The sequence below is a fragment of the Soonwooa sp. genome, assembly GCF_030151385.1.
Taxonomy (GTDB): domain Bacteria; phylum Bacteroidota; class Bacteroidia; order Flavobacteriales; family Weeksellaceae; genus Soonwooa.
In genome coordinates this window covers 116167-134779 of sequence record NZ_JASLDS010000045.1, presented here as the reverse complement: position 1 = coordinate 134779, position 18613 = coordinate 116167, and the positions used below count along the sequence as shown (strand labels likewise).

At 35.4% G+C, this 18613-nt stretch carries 18 protein-coding genes; 4 read left to right on the top strand and 14 right to left on the bottom strand.

The genetic code is table 11. From position 1 onward, the window contains the following. The coding region (locus tag Q1V95_RS08230) for a bL21 family ribosomal protein (protein WP_300672593.1) at positions 1 to 83 on the bottom strand (83 nt) is incomplete at its 3' end. Between the two features lie 400 nt (positions 84 to 483). On the opposite strand from Q1V95_RS08230, the gene Q1V95_RS08225 reads away from it, so the two are divergent. The 3 genes from Q1V95_RS08225 (at position 484) to Q1V95_RS08215 (ending at position 3648) form a co-directional block, all read left to right on the top strand. After that, entirely contained in the window at positions 484 to 1977 is a 1494-nt protein-coding gene (locus Q1V95_RS08225) for a GH3 auxin-responsive promoter family protein (protein ID WP_300672589.1), read from the top strand. A gap of 157 nt (positions 1978 to 2134) precedes the next feature. Continuing rightward, positions 2135 to 2347: a hypothetical protein gene (locus tag Q1V95_RS08220; protein WP_300672587.1), complete on the top strand. Its 213-nt coding sequence runs from the start codon at positions 2135 to 2137 to the stop codon at positions 2345 to 2347. A 62-nt stretch (positions 2348 to 2409) separates the two neighbouring features. Next, positions 2410 to 3648 carry an MFS transporter gene (locus tag Q1V95_RS08215; protein ID WP_300672585.1) on the top strand — a complete coding sequence of 413 codons (1239 nt, stop codon included), beginning with the start codon at positions 2410 to 2412 and terminating at the stop codon, positions 3646 to 3648. A gap of 130 nt (positions 3649 to 3778) precedes the next feature. Here the strand turns inward: Q1V95_RS08215 and serS are convergent, their stop codons facing one another. From serS to Q1V95_RS08150, 13 genes are all read right to left on the bottom strand, one after another. Then, the gene (gene serS / locus Q1V95_RS08210) at positions 3779 to 5047 is read right to left on the bottom strand and encodes a serine--tRNA ligase (RefSeq protein WP_300672583.1); all 1269 of its coding nucleotides are present in this window, start codon (positions 5045 to 5047) and stop codon (positions 3779 to 3781) included. A gap of 97 nt (positions 5048 to 5144) precedes the next feature. Then, the gene (locus tag Q1V95_RS08205; RefSeq protein ID WP_300672581.1) at positions 5145 to 5645 is read right to left on the bottom strand and encodes a hypothetical protein; all 501 of its coding nucleotides are present in this window, start codon (positions 5643 to 5645) and stop codon (positions 5145 to 5147) included. Positions 5646 to 5679: 34 nt separating this feature from the next. Continuing rightward, positions 5680 to 6918, bottom strand: coding sequence for an oligosaccharide flippase family protein (locus Q1V95_RS08200; protein ID WP_300672579.1), 1239 nt, complete (start codon positions 6916 to 6918; stop codon positions 5680 to 5682). A gap of 1 nt (position 6919) precedes the next feature. Continuing rightward, positions 6920 to 8572, bottom strand: a complete 1653-nt coding sequence (locus Q1V95_RS08195) for an asparagine synthase-related protein (RefSeq protein ID WP_300672577.1) — start codon at positions 8570 to 8572, stop codon at positions 6920 to 6922. Beyond that, entirely contained in the window at positions 8569 to 9687 is a 1119-nt protein-coding gene (locus Q1V95_RS08190; protein WP_300672575.1) for a glycosyltransferase, read from the bottom strand. The genes Q1V95_RS08195 and Q1V95_RS08190 overlap by 4 nt, the downstream gene beginning before the upstream one ends. A 6-nt stretch (positions 9688 to 9693) precedes the next feature. Further along, positions 9694 to 10179, bottom strand: a complete 486-nt coding sequence (locus Q1V95_RS08185) for a hypothetical protein (RefSeq protein WP_300672573.1) — start codon at positions 10177 to 10179, stop codon at positions 9694 to 9696. Between the two features lie 120 nt (positions 10180 to 10299). Next, complete coding sequence (locus tag Q1V95_RS08180; RefSeq protein ID WP_300672571.1) at positions 10300 to 11085, bottom strand: (Fe-S)-binding protein; 786 nt, start codon at positions 11083 to 11085, stop codon at positions 10300 to 10302. A gap of 94 nt (positions 11086 to 11179) precedes the next feature. Continuing rightward, a complete protein-coding gene (locus tag Q1V95_RS08175; protein ID WP_300672569.1) occupies positions 11180 to 12517 on the bottom strand; it encodes a (Fe-S)-binding protein in 1338 nt (445 codons plus the stop codon). Positions 12518 to 12529: 12 nt separating this feature from the next. After that, the gene (locus Q1V95_RS08170; RefSeq protein ID WP_300672567.1) at positions 12530 to 13471 is read right to left on the bottom strand and encodes an MlaD family protein; all 942 of its coding nucleotides are present in this window, start codon (positions 13469 to 13471) and stop codon (positions 12530 to 12532) included. 118 nt (positions 13472 to 13589) lie between these two features. Then, positions 13590 to 15740: a SurA N-terminal domain-containing protein gene (locus Q1V95_RS08165; RefSeq protein WP_300672565.1), complete on the bottom strand. Its 2151-nt coding sequence runs from the start codon at positions 15738 to 15740 to the stop codon at positions 13590 to 13592. 154 nt (positions 15741 to 15894) lie between these two features. Then, positions 15895 to 16518 (bottom strand): hypothetical protein, encoded by a 624-nt coding sequence (locus tag Q1V95_RS08160; RefSeq protein ID WP_300672564.1) that lies wholly within the window; start codon positions 16516 to 16518, stop codon positions 15895 to 15897. A 16-nt stretch (positions 16519 to 16534) separates the two neighbouring features. Then, on the bottom strand, positions 16535 to 17125 hold the full coding sequence (locus Q1V95_RS08155) for a hypothetical protein (RefSeq protein WP_300672562.1): 591 nt from the start codon (positions 17123 to 17125) through the stop codon (positions 16535 to 16537). Between the two features lie 12 nt (positions 17126 to 17137). Next, positions 17138 to 17695, bottom strand: a complete 558-nt coding sequence (locus Q1V95_RS08150; protein WP_300672560.1) for a sigma-70 family RNA polymerase sigma factor — start codon at positions 17693 to 17695, stop codon at positions 17138 to 17140. A 127-nt stretch (positions 17696 to 17822) separates the two neighbouring features. Here Q1V95_RS08150 and Q1V95_RS08145 point away from each other — a divergent pair, with 127 nt between their 5' ends. Continuing rightward, the gene (locus Q1V95_RS08145; RefSeq protein ID WP_300672558.1) at positions 17823 to 18578 is read left to right on the top strand and encodes a DUF2520 domain-containing protein; all 756 of its coding nucleotides are present in this window, start codon (positions 17823 to 17825) and stop codon (positions 18576 to 18578) included. The last annotated feature ends 35 nt before the right edge of the window (positions 18579 to 18613 follow it).

The following is an 18613-nucleotide window of genomic DNA, read 5'->3' as shown; positions in this document are numbered from 1 at the left end:
TCTCCTGCTAGACGGTTTACAAACAACTTTTGGTCTTGCTCAACTTTATATTGAAGCCCTGCTATTTCTACAATTGCAAACATTGTTTATGATTTTTATATAATTATTCGAGGTGCAAAAGTAGACAATTTATTTAACAAGCACAATATTTATTTCACTTTTTTCAAATATTTGACGCTCAGTACTTTTTATTTTTATTTGGGCAGCTTTTCCGCCCTCCGTTCCCGCTATTTTTTTCCAAGCCTTTTCCAAACCAAAAAAATGAGCTCCACTCAGGTCGGGCTGCGATAGTCGCGTGGAGAACAATACAAGGCTTTCAGAGTTTGAAAACTCTCGAAGTCTTATCATTAATCAGAATCTCAAATCTCAAACCTCAAATTTCGAATTTCAAATAGTTGTAAAAAGTCTTTCGCAAAACAATTTTACGTTTTACCTTATAATCTTAATTAATCTCAATAAATTTGAACATTGAAAATCTTATCAATGCTAAATTTTATCAAGAAAAATATTGCCAAAGTTTGGGCTAAAAAACATGTTGCTGCAACACAAGAATTTAAAATTAGTGCGGCGAAAGACCAAGAAGCGCTACTTTTAGATTTGGTTAAAACAGCCGAAAAAACATTATTCGGACGCGAACATCAGTTCGAAAATATTAAATCTATCGAGGATTTTCAAAAACTTGTTCCTATTTCAGACTACGAAGATCTGAAACCTTACATCGAAAAAGTAAAACGCGGTCAAGCCAAAATTCTTTGGCCAGATCTTCCCGAATATTTTGCAAAAACTTCTGGCACAACGTCTGGAGCTAAATATATTCCGATTTCCAAAGAGGGAATGCCTTATCAAGTTGCTGCGGCACAAAGCGCAATATTTCATTATATTGCTCAAAAGGGAAATGCCGATTTCGTGAACGGGAAAATGATTTTTCTACAAGGTTCGCCTGAGTTAGAAGAAGTGTATGGTGTTAAAACGGGTCGTCTTTCTGGGATTGTTGCGCATCATATTCCCAATTATTTGCAAAAAAATCGTTTGCCAAGTTTGGAGACCAATTGTATCGAAGATTGGGAAACCAAAGTTGATAAAATTGTTGAAGAAACCGAATCTCAAAACATGACTTTGATTTCTGGGATTCCGCCTTGGTTAATTATGTATTTTGAAAAACTAACAGAAAAGCATAATAAAAAAATTACCCAAATTTTTCCAAATCTTCAACTGATTATTACAGGTGGTGTCAACTACGAGCCTTATCGCGAAAAGATGAACGATTTGCTAGGAAAGCCAGTTGATATTGTGCAAACTTTTCCAGCTTCCGAAGGCTTTTTTGCGTTTCAGGATGATTACGAAAAGGAAGGTCTTTTGTTATTAACGAAGCATGGTATTTTCTACGAATTTATTCCCTTGGAAGAATTCGGAAAGCCAGAAGCTCGTCGTTTAACCATAAAAGATATCGAACTTAATAAAGATTATGCCATGATTTTGACGACCAATTCAGGACTTTGGGCATATTCTATTGGTGATGTTGTAAGATTTATTGACAAAAATCCGCATCGCGTTTTGGTAAGTGGAAGGACGAAACATTTTACATCTGCATTTGGTGAGCATGTTATCGCTTTCGAAGTTGAAGAAGCGATGAAGGCGACAGTCGAAAAATTTCCTTGTCAGATTACAGAATTTCATTTGGCGCCGCAGGTTAACCCAGTTGACGGATTGCCATATCACGAATGGTTTGTCGAGTTTGCCACAGAACCAAGCGATTTGGAGCAATTCCGATTGGAGTTAGATAATCAGCTAAGACAACGGAATACTTATTATGATGATTTGATTAGTGGAAATATTCTTCAAATTTTAAAAATTAAAAGTTTGAAAAAGAACGCATTCCAAGATTATGCAAAATCCGAAGGTAAACTTGGCGGTCAGAATAAAATTCCTAGATTAGCAAATGATAGAAAAATTGCTGATTTTCTTGAAAAATTTTAAGCTTATGAAAAAAGTATTTCCAATTTTAATTATTGTAAGTATGTTGTTAAGTGCCTGTAGAACGACAAAGTATAAACAATAGTGGGGGAATAACTTTTTAGAAGTCAAAGCAGGATCCAAATATCATTTTAAAACCCTTTCGAATGGCGACTTCAAAATGGCTGTGACAAAAATTGAGACAGACAGTATTTTCGGAATTCGTAATAAAGAAAATGTTGGAATTGCCAAAAAAGATATAAAACTTATCAAGAAAGATAGTCCTGCAGGAACTGCAGCGTTGCTGGTAGGTATTGCTGGATCGGGAACACTAATTTATTTGTTAGCAAAAGCAACAACTAATTTTGGATATGGTTTTGGACATGAAGATTAATTTTTACGATTTCTTAGCTTATATCAATTTCATAATTAAGCATAAATAATTTTTTTTGTTAAATGATTTCATTTGAACCATTAAAGGTTTTAAAAAACCAAGAATACAGAAATCTTCTCGCTGGAAGATTCTTTTTGATTATAGCCTTTCGTATGTTGGCAACACTTCTGGGTTGGTGGGTTTACCAACTGACAAAAGATCCGTTGTCAATTGGGCTTATCGGGCTTTCTGAAGTTATTCCAGCTGTTGGAAGCGCCTTGTATGCAGGACATGTCATTGATAATAACGAGAAGAAGAAAATGCTTCTGATGTGTAATTATGCCTACGTTTTTCTTATAAGCTTTCTTTTGATTCCTGCTTTTTTGGGACATCGTCTGCATTTCAACGGTCATGAAATCACTTACTTTATCTATGGGATTATATTTTTTACGGGCATTTGTCGCGCTTTTTTGGGACCACTTGTTCCATCAATGATTCCCAAAATTGTGAAAATCGAAAATCTTCCTTATGCCGTAACTATGAATCAAGCGACGTTTTTGACGGCATCAGTTTCTGGACATGCAATTGGCGGTTTTTTAATAGCACTTATTACGATCAAATATACCTTGGTTGTTATTGTTTGTAGTATGATAATCGCTTCGTTTTTCTTTTGGACTTTAAATAAGCAATTTCCTGTTGTTAAGCACGCAGAGCAACCCGAAGTCTGGAAAAGTATTAAAGAAGGCCTTTCTTTTATTGTCCGAACCAAAGAAATTCTTGGTGCGCAAATGTTAGATATGTTTGCAGTCTTGTTCGGTGGTGCAGTGGCGATGATTCCTGTTTTTGCTAGCGATATCCTAAAAGTCGGTTCCGAAGGTTTTGGATTGTTAAATGCCGCTTCCGATATCGGGTCGATGTGTATTATTATTTTCTTGTCTTTGGTGCCGTTAAAGAAAAACCAAGGTAAAATATTACTATGTGTTGCAGCAGGATTTGGACTTTGTATCATTGGATTTGGATTGTCAAAATTATATTGGTTAAGTTTTGGATTCCTAATGCTAAGCGGAATGTTGGATGGCATCAGCGTTGTCATCCGCGGGACAATTGTGCAGCTAAAAACACCTGAAGAGTTACGTGGTCGTGTGATGAGTGTTAATTCAATTTTTATCATGTCGAGCAACGAATTAGGACAATTTGAAAGTGGCGTGATGGCTAAGATTTTTGGTGTGGCGAGATCCGTGGTAATTGGTGGTACATTAACTTTAGTAACCGCATTATTCATTGGTTCAACCTCTCCAAAACTTAGAAAAATGGAGTATTAAATTCTTGCCAAGAAGTTCCGAAGGAACGATTTAACCTAGCATAGGACGAAGTCCTATGAATGATAGTAAGCATAAAAAAGGTGGACATTTCGAAGAAATGTCCACCTTTTTATATTTAGTAATTTGAAGATTAGTTAATCAATTCAAATCTTGCATATTCAGCAATTTTCTTTGGAAGCTTGATGCCTTCTTCAGTTTGATTGTTCTCCAAAAGCGCTGCCATAATTCTTGGAAGAGCCATTGCAGAACCATTTAGTGTGTGTACCAACTGCGTTTTTCCATCTGCTTTATAACGACACTTAAGTCTGTTCGCTTGGAAAGTTTCAAAATTCGAAACAGAAGAAACTTCTAACCATTTTTCTTGAGCAGCACTCCAAACTTCAAAATCATAAGTCATTGCTGCGGCAAAACCAGTATCGCCACCACAAAGTCTCAAAATTCTGTAAGGCAATTCAAGGTCTTCAAGAATTGATTTGATGTGCTCTACCATTTCTTCAAGAACAGCATAAGAATTTTCAGGTTTTTCAATTCTAACGATTTCAACCTTTTCGAATTGGTGAAGACGGTTAAGGCCTCTTACGTGCGCACCATAACTTCCAGCTTCTCTTCTGTAACATTGTGAAAACGCCGTATTTTTAATCGGAAGTTCTTTTTCGTCCAAGATAACATCACGGTAAATATTGGTCACAGGAACTTCAGCTGTCGGAATTAAATATAAATCATCAGCACCAATGTAATACATTTGACCTTCCTTGTCTGGCAATTGTCCTGTTCCGTAACCTGAAGCTTCGTTAACTACGTGTGGCGGATTAACCTCTAGATAACCAGCATCGGTGTTTTTGTCCAAGAAATATTGTACCAAAGCACGTTGCAGTCTTGCACCTTTTCCAAGGTAGACAGGGAAACCGGCACCAGCGATTTTAACACCTAATTCAAAGTCGATAAGATTATATTTTTTTGCAAGTTCCCAATGTGGAATTGCACCTTCACCAAGTCCTTCAACTGGCGTTGATTGGAAAATATTTTCGTTGTCGTCAGCAGAAATACCAGCAACTACCTTTTCGTATGGAATGTTCGGAATTTGATATAAAATATCTAACAAAGCCTTTTCGGCATCGTTAAGTTGTTGTTGTAATTCTTTACTCGACTCTTTGTATTGGGCGGTTTGGGATTTAGCAGCTTCGGCGTCGTCTTTTCGTCCTTCCTTCATCATGATACCAATTTCTTTCGAAATTTTGTTCATTTCAGCAAGTTGGGAGTCAAGGTCGAACTGAAGTTTTTTTCTGTTGTCGTCTGCGGAAATGGCAGCATCTACCAATTCTAGATTTTTGAAATGACGTTTTTCTAAACCTTCAATAACGCGCTCCTTTTCATCGCGTAAAAAATTAACTTGTAACATAATTTTGTTGTTAGTATATTGATGTTGTTGATGCTTTCGGTTTTAAAAATGGTTCTAAAACTCAAAGCATCAGTTAAGATTGCAAAATTAGTGATTTTTATTTCACGATGTTGACAATATTCGGTGGATTGTCAGTTTTTGTGAACACCAATTTTTTAGAAAGCCACATTTTGGAAACTTCAAATTTTTGTGGTGTCCAATTGTATTCAATTCTTATCGTGTCATCAGTAATGACAGGCGTTTTATCATTCATTTTTGTAAAACGCATAATCATTTTAGAATAATAACTTTTGGAATCTGGATTGATGGAATCCTTTACCAATCGTGTTGCACCTGCCACATATTCCACATAACGAATGGAATCGCTACCAATAACAATGGAAGAGTTAACGGGCTTTTGGTCGGTATCTGCTAATAAATCGAGTAGGGCAACATTGGTATAATTGGTTGCGATTTTAGGTCTTAGCAAATCTTGTCCAGCCGCGTTTTTAACATAGATATTTAGGACTTGGTCAATTTGTTGGATAGAATCTCCATCTTGACGACAAGCCAAAAGACTAAAAACCGCGATTAGATAAATTGAAATTTTTTGTTTCATCCCAACAAAGATAAAACTTCGATTTAAAAAAAGACTACAACTTTCTGAGATATATTATAAAACTAAACATTAGTACAACTCCTGTAAATTGTAAACTAATTGCTTGGGCGATAGCCATTCCGTTGATGCCATATTTTGGAACTAAAAATAATGATAAGCCAGAAAGTACAAGTAAAACGAGTATTGAAACTATGGTGTTGACTTTCATTAGACCTACTGCAGAAAGCAAATTGCCATAAAGGTTTCGGAAAAGCATGTTTAGTAAAAAGGCTCCTAATAAGATGCTGAAACTAATCCCTAAATTATCATAGCGATTTCCAGAAGCTAATTTAACAAGTTCATCTTTTAATAAAAATGAAATACCGAAAATAAGGATACAAATTGGGATAAATATTTTGTAATAATTCTTGATATAGTTGGTAAGGAATTTTTTGTTTTGGTAGTTTTTTGCTAAAGTTGGAAAATCACTTTGCATGAAACTAACAGCAAGGAATGTTACATTCGCAGGTAAAAGGATGGCTGCCTTGTAGTTTGCAACTGCCGTTTCGCTCATTAAGAAACCCAGAATTAGCACGTCAATAGAAAATAAAGCATCAGAAAATAAAGCGGTTGCTGCAGTTTGGAAGTTGTATGTCCAAAGTTCTTTTTTATCAAAAATTATTTTTGGTGCTTTTATTTTTAATGGTTTTAGCCATAAAAGAGAGATGTATGGAATCAACATTAATGATGTTAGATAACCTGTTAATCCCCACAAATAAGTGAAAGCAAGCATTAGCGCTAGACCAACAATATTGACAACATTATTTAACCTTGCAAAACCTTGATTGTCTCCATTTATTCTTAATTGTGATTGTGTGTAATTGTAGAAATAGTAACCAACCAAACGTATTGAAAAAAAGATGAAAAAATATAAAATGTGTTCGTATTTTTCAACATAAAAGACACTGCTGAACAAAAAAATAAGGCTCAAAATAATGTGGTAAAAAAGCCCTTTTTTGAAAAGATAAGCAGATAATGCATTTTTGTCGTCTTGATTGTCTGTTATTGATCCATATCTCAGCAGACCTTGTTGGCTTCCAAACCCACTGAAAGCAATAAAAATCACAGATAATGACATAACAATACTTGCCGCACCCATTTCATGTTTATCTAGTAATCTAAAGATTAGTGCAGATCCAATAAAACCACAAATCTTTGCGACCAAAAGGGACAAAAACACATAGTGGCCTTTGGAGTTGAGAAAGTTTTTTATAAAATCTGCTAAACTAGACATATTATCCTATCGAAAAATATTTGAACACTGCTAAAATATTAATTGCCGAAGACTTCGAAAAAAAATCTTTTTCGCTAAATAATGTTTCAACATCTTTTTTTAAGTCAGGGAAGCCGTCAAGCCTCGAAACGTTATCTGCAAAGTAGGATTGGTAAACCTCTTGTAAGCTCGTATTATTATTAAAATAAAACTGATAAGGATACATACTTATCTTTTGCTCTAAGTTTAGTAATTTGTTGTAGACTGCATTTTGTGCTCTCTTTAGAAATTGATCTCCAAAATAGGTTTTCCATTTCGCATTCGGTTTTAGCAAAGTGCGTTCCCAAGTGTACTGGGTGCTTTCAGGAGAATATTTCTTTATCCAATCGATATAGAATCGATGTTTGAATTTCCAATTTTCGGGTAGACTTAATGCAAAATTCATAAAGTCTTTATGCATAAATGGAGAAGTCTGATGTGATATTTGTTCCCAAACTTTGGTGCCTAAAACAGTTCTGTTAAATGCAATATTGCGCAGGAGAAAAACTTCCTCACGATCATATTTTTCGATAGATGCTTTTAGGCTTTCTTCAACATTGCTTAGGAATTTTGGATTTACCAAAATTTTATAATAATCTGGCTTTTTAAGCTTTGGGACACTGTTAAAACCTCCGAGGATTCCATCGCCTATTTGACCAGAATGTATCATTCCTGGATTGTTAATCTTGGATTGATTAATCGCATAATCAACATGTATAGAACCTGTGTACAAAACCATACCTTCTGAAAATGACATCAATCGATCAATATTCTTCAGATAATCGCCACCATCAAGCTCTTTGAAAATATAATTGTATTGATAATCCTTTGCTATTTTTCGAGAAATTGTCTCATCCAGATAACCGCTCTGTGAAAAACAAAATGCATCTTGTGGTTTTTCTCCAAGTTTGTCTGCATACAGCAATGCAACGCGGCTATCAAGACCACCACTTAACAATGCAAAATGTCGTTTTTCTAACGCATCATCTTTTTGATATTCTAATGCGACTGCTTCAGAAAAAATCTCATGATTGCGTTTTAAGGCTTGTTCATAAGTTCCAGAAAAGCTTTCTGATTCTACATTGTAATATTGTTTTTCGAAAAGCTCTTGTTCTTGGATGTCAAAAATAATACAATGTGCATCATAGATTTTTTTGACATTTTCTAATGGCGTTTTATTCTCAATAAGGTTGGTGAACGCCAATAGTTGGTACATGCTTTCTATGTCAATCTTAGGATTTTCGCCAAGTTGTTGCAAGTTTTTAAAAATGCTTTGTAGGCCTGTGTCCACAAGGAGAATGCCATCCTTGTGATAATAGAAAAGCTGCTTGGTAGAAGTCGCATTGGTGAAAGCATAAATCTTTTGATTTATTTTGTCCCAAATCATGCCTCGAAATTCGCCTTCGAGTTCTGATAAAAATGCATCTTTTTTATTTTTAAAAAGCTCTTGTATCAAATAAGCGTAGCTTTTTGCTGCGTACATATTGATTAGTTGCTTTCGGTTTAATAAAACGCCTTCAAAAATGATCAAAATTTCAGCGTTATCAATATACAAGTTATCAAACTCTTCATTATTAAAAGAAATGTCTAACTGCTGATTATGACCCTGAATTAAAAAAGAAAAACCTCTTTTCACGCTAAAATACTTTTATAAACTTCAGAAAATTTTTCTGCGATTTTCTGTTTTGAAAAATTCTCCACAGAATACTGTCTTATTTCTTGTTTGTTTTTGAAATCAACTTCATTTTCTAACACATTTTTCATGGCTGCTAACAATGCTGTTTCGTCGTCTTTTTTAACAAGAATACCTCGGTCTTTGTCCATGATTTCAGGAATACCGCCAACTTCTGATGCTATTACGGGTAGTCCTGTTGCAAAACTTTCCAAAATGACGCAAGGTTGATTTTCGTAATCACTGAATAAGATAAAACAATCGGAAGCCTGCATCTTTTCCGAAACTTCTTTTAATGACAATATTCCGAATGTTTTTATAAATGTTGCTGCATTGTTTTGGGCAACAATTGTATCCAGCATATTTTTGTCACCATCGCCACCAATCCAAAGTTCGAAATTGGGCTTTTGTTGATGTAGTTGTATGGCTACATTAATTATTTTTTTTGGATTTTTTAATGGAATTAAATTCGAAATGTGCAAAAAAATAAACTTTGCTTTGGGCGTTTCAGAGATATTAAACAAGTTAACATCTACAACATTTCCAACAACTTGCATTGGTGTTTTGATGCCAAGAAGTCTTAATCCAGAGATTAGATTTTCAGTTACTGGCAAGACTTTCGATGAATGCTTGGCGATGCGATTTGCAACGAATTTTGATGCTTTTGAAAGTTTGTGAAGATTAATCTTTTGGAATGCAGACCAATGTTCTGTTACAACATAAGGTATTTTGTATTTCTTCTTAAGATGAACCGCAAAAAGCATATTATTGTGCATCACATTCGCATGGACAATGTCTGGTTTTTGCATATTTTGAAAGCCTAATTTGTAAGCTTTCATTCTTCTTCTAAAATTAATAAGTGGATTCTTGGTGTTGCGATAATAAACGATTAAGGTTTTGAGACCATTAATTACTTTTTCATCGAACAAGAATTTTTCCTTTTGGTTAGGATCACCAATAGTGTGAAGTACTTCTACCTGATGTTGCAAAGCCACGGCTTCTGCGTGGCGTTGTACAAAATTTCCGTTAGTTGGCTCCAACTTATTAGGATACCACGAAGAAATAAAAAGAACTTTCAAATGTTGTTAGATATTATGCGCCCAACTTCTGCTAAGTGGTTGTAAAAAATGACTTAGAAAATCTAAATACGTGTTTTTCGAAAAATCAAAAACCTCAATGTCGCGAGAAAGTTCTCCTGATTTTATTTTGTTTTTGAAATCCTGAAGCTTTAGCGTTTTTACTTCGCCATTTTCTACGAAGCTTGCTTTCATTCTGTCGAATAGACCAAGTTCATATTCTTTATCGAATTCGCGCATAAGTCCTCCAAGTGCGTCAATGCTACATCCAGAAGCCATTTCTTTTTCTTCATCAACACATACAATGATGAATTGATTTTTCTCAATCTTGAAAGATGCGTCAAGCGGTTTGCCATGCGCAGCCCAAGTTGATAAAAATTCGTACAAACGTTCTGCAATGTCTTTCGCTTCTTTTGGTGAGAAAGGACGAGATGCAGGATATATAATGACTCTATAGTCGTTGGTTTCTACAATGCTAGATTCTTCAATTTTCATATCAGAATGGTTTTAAAATTAAAGTATAAAATTACGAATTATTATTCAGTTTTAATATTTCTAAAAAATAAAACCCAAGCAAAGCCTGAGTTTTAATTATATGTCGAAATTTATTAAAGTCTACAAATCGTCTGCTTCGGCAAGAAGTTCGACAATATCTTTAACTTGTACTTCTTCTGTTTTGTTGAAGTGCTTAACACCATCCGTCATCATCGTGTTGCAGAAAGGACAACCAGTTGCAATAACTTTTGGCTCTTCTTTAAGCGCTTCTTCTGTTCTTTCGACATTGATGTCTTTATTACCTTTTTCTGGTTCTTTGAACATCTGTGCACCACCTGCCCCACAACAAAGTCCATTGGTTTTGCAACGCTTCATCTCTACCAATTCGGCATCAAGTTTTTCCAAAAGCATTCTTGGTGCTTCGTATTCGTCATTTCCGCGACCTAAATAACACGGATCGTGGAAAGTGATTCTTTTCCCTTTGAATTGACCTCCTTCAATTTTCAGACGTCCTTCTTCCATCAATTGCTTAAGGAATTGCGTGTGGTGAAGAACTTCGAATTTTCCACCTAAGCTAGGATATTCATTTTTTAAAGTATTGAAACAATGCGGGCAAGCCGTTACAATTTTCTTAACATCGTAAGCATTAAGAATTTCGATATTGGTTAATGCCATCATTTGGAAGATAAATTCGTTACCAGCACGTTTTGCAGGATCACCAGTACAAGATTCTTCTTGCCCTAGAACGGCAAATTCGACACCTATTTTGTGTAAGATTTTACAAAAAGCTTTGGTGATTTTTTTGGCACGATCGTCAAAACTTCCTGCGCAACCAACCCAAAACAAAACCTCTGGAGATTTTCCTTCGGCAGCATATTCTGCCATTGTTTTTATAGTGAAATCCATTTTTTTAATTTATCAATGTATCAGTGTAACAATTTACCAATATCTTAAAAACGAAAAGCATAATTGGTACGTTGTTGAATTTTTTAATAATTCTCTAGTTCTCGTTTGCCCAATTCAATCTATCAGCTTGGTTGTATTGCCAAGGAGCAGCATTGTTTTCTATATTGGTCATCATCAAGTTAAGTTCTGTCGGTGCGGCAGATTGCTCCATCACCAAGAATCTTCTCATTTCGAAAATAATAGACAACGGATCAAGTAGGATAGGACAAGCTTCTGTACAAGCATTACAAGTTGTACAAGCCCAAAGCTCTTCTTTGGTGATGTAGTCGTTTAACAATTTTTTGCCATCATCTACAAATTTGCCACCATTGGCATCCATATTTTTGCTCACTTCTTCTAGACGATCACGCGTTTTCATCATGATAAGACGTGGTGAAAGTTCTTTACCTGTAATGTTTGCTGGACAGTTAGAAGTACAACGTCCACATTCGGTGCACGAATAAGCATTAAGAAGCTGAACTTTATTTAAATCAAAAATATCTTCTGCACCGAATTTCGATGGAACTTCAGCTTCGCCTTCTGTAGGAGCAGCGTAAGGATCTGCATTTGGATCCATCATCAATTTGATTTCTTTGGTAACAGATTCCAAATCGTTGAATTCTCCTTTTGGATTTAGGTTAGCATACCAAGTGCTTGGGAACGCTAAAATAATATGCAAATGTTTAGAATAATAAAGGTAATTCATGAAGAACAAAATTCCCACAAAATGGAACCACCAAGCTGCTTTTTCAACAAAGATTAAGAAACCATTGTCAAAGTTGAACCATTCGAAAATTGGTACAAACAGCATATTACTAACAGGGAAATATCCCATCGCATGATAAACGCCACGCGCTTGTAGAATAGATTCTGAAGCATTAAGCTTAAAGAAAGCCATCATCAAAGCAAATTCGATAATCAAAATCCAGTTAGCATCTTGTTTTGGCCAACCGAAAAGCTCTTTCATGTTAAGACGTTTAACACCGTAGAAGTTTCTTCTAATAAAGAAAACTACAACGCCAACGACAACCAAAAGCGCTAAAACTTCTAAAGTCCCTGTAAAGAAATTATAAAGCGTATCACCTAATATTGAATGTAAAAATCGGTGTGTCCCGAAAATACCATCAACAATAATTTCTAAAAGTTCGATATTGATAATGACAAAACCAACATACACAAAAAGGTGAAGTATCCCAGCAACAGGACGTTGTCCCATTTTGCTTTGACCAAGTGCAACACGTGTCATTGTTGCCCAACGTTCGGATCTTCTGTCGGATCTGTTAATGTCTTTACCAAGGTTGATATTTCTATAAATCTTTTGTAAGCTTTTGGCAAACATACCAAAGCCCAAAACCAGAAGAATTACAAAAATGATGTTGTCAATATACTGCATATCAATCTAAAATTATTTTTTTCCGAATACCGAAATGTTGATATAACGCTTAGGATTCGCTTTAAGGTCTTCTATTAAAGCATTAAGGTTACTAGATGTCTTATTGAGGTTGTTGTAAAGGTCTTCATCTTTGGTAAGTTTTCCAAGAGAACCTTCGCCATTTTGTATGCCAGCAATAACAGAATTAAGTTTGTCTGCTGTTGTGCTAAGATTTTCTATAGCAGAATTAAGCTTTTTAACATCTACATTGTCTGCAACTGTCCCGAATTTGTCAACCGTAGCTTTTGTCGAAACCAAAGTTTTGTTGGCATTGTCAACCACAGAATGGATGCCTGCTTCGTTATTCGCTAACATTCTGTTGGTTTGGTCTGCTGTGATTTTGAAAGCAGCAACAGTTTGGTTAAGATTTCCCAAAAGAACTTTTATCTGTTGACGATTTTCGTCATCTACCAATTTATTAGCGCTCACCATCGTCGAATCCAACTTGGTCAAAACGCTTGATACTTGGTCTTTAACTGGACCAACTTGCGATGCTAGGCTATTTAGCATTGATAATTGCAAACTACCTTTTAGGGTATCACCACTTTTTGCAGTTGTACCACCTTGGGCAAGATTAATTCTTAATTCTTTACCCGACATTAACCCAGGTTCGAAAATTTCGACATTAGAAAGTTTTGAAAACTCAAACTTGTCATTAACCGTAATCTGCACAACAAAGTGGATTTGTCCATTAGATGTTGGTAATGGTTTGATATCCGAAACTTGACCAACACGTAATCCATTGATGGATACAGGGTTTGACTTTGCTAAACCTTCTACGTTTTCGTATTTGATATAAAATTGATTGTCCGTGGAAAAAATATTTTTCCCTTTCATAAATTGAAACAATATAACAAAGGAAACTATTGCAAACAAGGCAATAAGTCCAGCTTTTAATTCTTTACTAAACTTCACGTAAATAATTTTTTAGGTTACAAATATAAGAATATTGCGGTTAATATTCTTTCTAAATAAAAACAAGAAAGCGACCTGCAAAATACAAGCCGCTTTTCTTTATGTTTTAAGAAGATTCTTAGTGTTGTTGTTGATTTTTATCCCAAACTTCAATTCTGTAATCTTTGATGTTCGCGTTATCTTGAAGCGATTTAAGATAACCTTGTCCAAACATATTACTGTTTTGTTGTTGGATTGCATCAATAACTTGCTTAGCATCACCAGGCATTTTGTTACTCTTAATCGATTTGCGTTGTACAACATAAACACCTGTCATACCTTCGATTGGTTGAGACATTTTGTTGTTAGCAACTCCGAAAGCAGCACCTGCAACTTTTGGCTCCATGCTGTTCGCAATTGAAGCATTGAATAAGTTAATGTCAGTATTTGCTGTTTGTGTGTTAAACAATTTAGCAACTTGATCTAGACTACCAGCTTTAGCAGCATTGATTTTTTCAGTAATCTTTTTAGTTAACAATTTATTTTTAACAATTGGCTCGATTTGTTCTTTTACACTTTCTGCACTTGCAAGACCAGCATCTTGTTTGCCTACTAGATAAGCTACGATACGGTCGCCTGTACCTTCAACTGTGAAGATGTCGCTGTCGCCAATTTCTCTTTTCTTATCAAATGCCCAAGATAAGATGTCTCCATCTTTATCTGTTCCTAGTCCAGGAAGTTGTCCTTGGAATCTTGTAACAGCTTTAGGATTTTGCATATTCAGACCATCTTTTTTAGCAATGTTGCTAAACTCGTTGAAGCTCTTACCTTGTACTTGTTGGATAAATCTTGTTGATTTATTATGTACGTCACTTTCTGTTTTATCAGAAGCTTTAATAGCTTTTGCTAAGTGCGCCACTTTGTAAGCCATTGCACCAGCTTTTTTGTCATCAACTTTAATGATGTGGTAACCGAATTGCGTTTCTGCAAGACCGATTGATCCTTTGCTATTGTTTGCTAAGAAATTAAGATATCCTGGAGCAAATTGAGATTCTGGAGTTGTCCATCCCACACTACCTTTTCTTTCAACAGCGTTAGGCTCATCAGAAAATTTAAGGTCTTTATCAAAATTAGCAGCATTGGATTTAACATCAGCTAAGATGCTGTCAGCTAATTTTTTTGCTTGCTCTTTAGTTCTCGTTGCAGTAGATCTTTCAGCGCCTTTGTAACCAATTAAGATGTGGCTAGACATTGTAGAATCTGTAGGTTTTTTACCTAACAATTTAGAAACGATATAATAGTTTTGTTCCTTGTAAGGTCCAAAAGTTTCTCCAACTGTAGCACCAGCAATTTTCTCTTTTAAAGCAGCAGGCAATTGCTCTGGCTTTAAGTATTGAGGGATAAAAGGCACATCAGAGTTAAGTTCCACGAACATTGAATCATTCTTAGTGTTTTGGAAATTTTCGGCTCCGTTAGAAGCGTCTGATCCTTTTAGGTAAAGTTTGTTAAGCTCGTTAAGCGCTGCAGCATCATCCTGTGCACTTGGTGTAGCAGGGAAGTATACGTAAGCAAGGTTACGGTTAGCATCAACTTTGAATCTTGTTGGATGTTGGTTGATATAATCCGTCAAATCTTGTGTGGTAACTTTTATAGGATTTGTTTTTTCGAAACTTGTATAGTCAACTTTTACGTAGTCGATATTAGCGATTTCATCACGTTGTTTGATGATGATGTCAGCTTCTTTTTTGCTAGCAGTAATACCGTTTCCGATGTTTCCGAAAAGGATTCTCGCCATCATTCTGTATTCGATTGATTTTTTTGTTCTTAACCAATTGTTATACATTTCTGATTGACCAGCGTTTTGTAAGCCTTCAATTTGTTTTTTAATTTCTTGAAGTTTAAAATTCCCCTTTTCATCAAAGTTAGCTTGATTTTGAGCAAACATTGGATCGTACTGAAGTTGGCTCCAGAACATATCATCCGTTAACTCAAGACCTAGTTTTTCGAATTCTTGTTGAATTAATTTTGACTGTACCAACACTTGCCAAGCTTGTTCTTCAAGGCCGTGTGGTTGTTGTCCTTGTTGCTGTGCTTGTTGTTGAAGTACGAACAATTGGTCGTTGAATTCGTCACGGGTAATTTCTTGTCCGTTAACTTTTCCTAAAATATTAGGGTTTTTACCAAAAATTTTATCGATAGAATCTGGATTTACCAAGAAAGCTAATAAAGCTAAGGCAATGACACCCATCAATAACCAAGGTCGTTTTCTAATCTCTCCTAAAACTGCCATTTTTTGTTATGTGTTTATAATCAATCCGCGAAAATACATATTTTTGAACTAAAATGAAAAAATTGTTTTAAACTTTTATCATTATTAAAAGTCTTTTATGAAAAAGCCACCGAAAAATTATTTTCGATGGCACGCTTATTCTCAATTGGTAGGCTTATTTGCCACCATATTTTTTGTCCATAATCTTGTCTCGCACTTTCCCTTCTGTTTGGAAGAGTTTAAGAACTTGTTGCGGTGTCAATATTTTCAAAAACTTGTCAGCATAGACTTTTCTGTTGTCTAAGAGTTGCTTTCCGATTTCGAAACTATCATCTAGTTTTTGTTTTGCCTCGTCGTTGCTAAGTTTGTCAATATTAACAGTCCCTTTGAATTTGTCTTTAATCTGTTTTTGACTCGCTGTATATTGGTCAAATATTTCTTTGAACTCTGCCTGAGAAGCTTCTGGGATATTCAACTCGTCTAAGAAAATATCTTGTTTGACGTTTTGCATAAATTGTGAGCGCTCACGAGGATTCATGTTTTTCATCATTTCTTGACGTTCCTCGTTGTTCATGCCTTGCCAGTTGGACATTGTCTGCATTTGGGATGGCGCACTTCTCATTCTGTCGTTTTGCGTAGGAGCAAGACTTGTCGTTCCAAGAGTACCTCTTTGCATGGTGGTGCCCATGTTGTCAGAACCACTTCGACTTCTGTCAGCACTTCCTCCACGACGTTCGACTTGCGCGTTAATCTGCGTTGCAGCGGAAATTAAGATTAAACTAAATAATAACTTTTTCATAACTTTTATTTTTCATCTAGTTGTAAAGATCCAGATAGACGTCTTGGTCGACGGTTTTGTCTAGATCGCTTACTTGGTCAGGTGTCAACACTGCTAAAACTTGACTGATTTTAGCATCTGGGTTTTTGTTGACTTTTGCAAAAGAGGCTATCGGCGTTTGCACTGCTGTTTTAGCCATTGCTAAATTTTGATTTTGTGTATCAGTTGTAGCAATGTGACTTTGGTGATGTTCCTCTTTTGTTTCTGTGTCTTTATGTTTTGGCTGACTGCTATAAGAGTCGGCGTTAACTTCCGGTTTAATATTGTCGTTTAAAGCTAAAGCTTCATCGCTTTTCAAGGTGTAGCTGCTGTCGATAATTTCTTTGTGTTGTGCGACAGTGGATTGGTCATCAAGGTTTTGATTGTTTAATGTCCAAAAGCTTAAACCACCAATCACGACAACTGCCGCCGCGGCTGCCCATCGGAAGTTAATAGGAATAATTCTGGCTTCTTTTTTCTGATTAACCGTCTTATTCAAAACATTATTTTGCATGTCCGCGAAGAAATCTGGCGGTGTTGCAAAAGAATTTTTGCGTTCAAGATTATCTAAATCAAAATTTTTCATCATGTTCAAATTTTACTACAATTCGCTAGAATAGTTGTCTTTAATAAAAGTTTCAATTTTTTCTTTGGCGTAGTGATAGTTTGTTTTTAGCGTGCCTACAGACATATCAACAATTTTTGAAATCTCTTCGTAAGGCAAATCGTCATAATATCGCATTGTGAAAACCAATTTTTGTTTCTCAGGAAGACTTTGTATTGCTTTCTGTAACAAAAGTTGTATTTCGTCTGCGTCTTTTTCCGCGTTATCAGCTACCAAATTCTGCATGTAATATTCTGCATCTTCATCAACCTTTTTCATTCTTTTCATTTTGTTAAGTTGTTGAAGTGCTTCGTTGGTTGCAATCCGATAAAGCCACGTGTACAACTTACTATCTTGTTTGAATTGATGAAAATTCTGATAGGCTTTGATAAACGTTTCCTGCAATACATCTTGTGCAAGGTCATGGTCGACGATCAAACGACGTATATGCCAATACAGTCTGCTTTGATGTGCGTCCATCATTGCGCGAAGCCCTTTCTCTACAGTCTTTGGCTGTAACATCAGCTTGATAATGTCGTCGTCGTTGAGCTTCATTGAGATGTTTCGTTGTTTGGATAATTTTTATAAGCCAAAGTTAAAATTGTTTTTTAAATTTTTGATTTGATGTTTCAAAATTGTCTATAAAATCTACTAAATTGCAACAATTATTAAATTAAAAATCGTGAAAATCGCTATCATCGGCTCCGGAAATGTGGCTTATCATCTCGCAAAAGCTTTAAAAGGAAATCAACAAAATCTAGTCCAAATTTTTGGGAGAAATGAAGTTGCGCTCAAATCTATCGCTGATGAGTTGGATATTCCGTTTTCAACAACCGAACTTGCGGACGCAGATTTGTATATTATTTCGATCAGCGATTCGTCTGTGGAAGAGGTTTCTATGAGGATTAATAAGCCTGATGCAATTGTGGCGCACACTTCGGGTTCTTTGCCAAAAGAGATTCTAAATGGTAATTACAGAAAAGCGAGTTTTTATCCTTTGCAAACTTTTTCTAAAACCAAAGATTTGGATTTTAAAACAATTCCATTTTTTATTGATGCTGAAGATAAAGATGTTGAAAAAGTTTTGGTTGATTTGGCTTCAAAAATGTCCAATTATGTTGAAGTTGCCGATTTTGAAAAACGAAAATACATCCATCTTACTGCTGTTTTTGCGTGCAATTTTGTCAATCATCTTTTTGCACGTGCTAAAGAGATTTCGGATTCGCAGAAGATTCCTTTTGATTATTTTATGCCTTTAATAGAAGAAACTTTTGATAAGATTAAATCTGTAAATCCAAAAGATGCACAAACTGGACCAGCAGTTAGAAATGATAAACGAATTCTGGAACTTCACAAAGAACTTCTCAAAAATCCAGAACAATTGGCGATTTATAATGTTATGAATACGTCGATTAAAGAAATGTATAATTTGGATTAAAATTTTTTGTAACAAAATTCGGGAGGCGATACTAA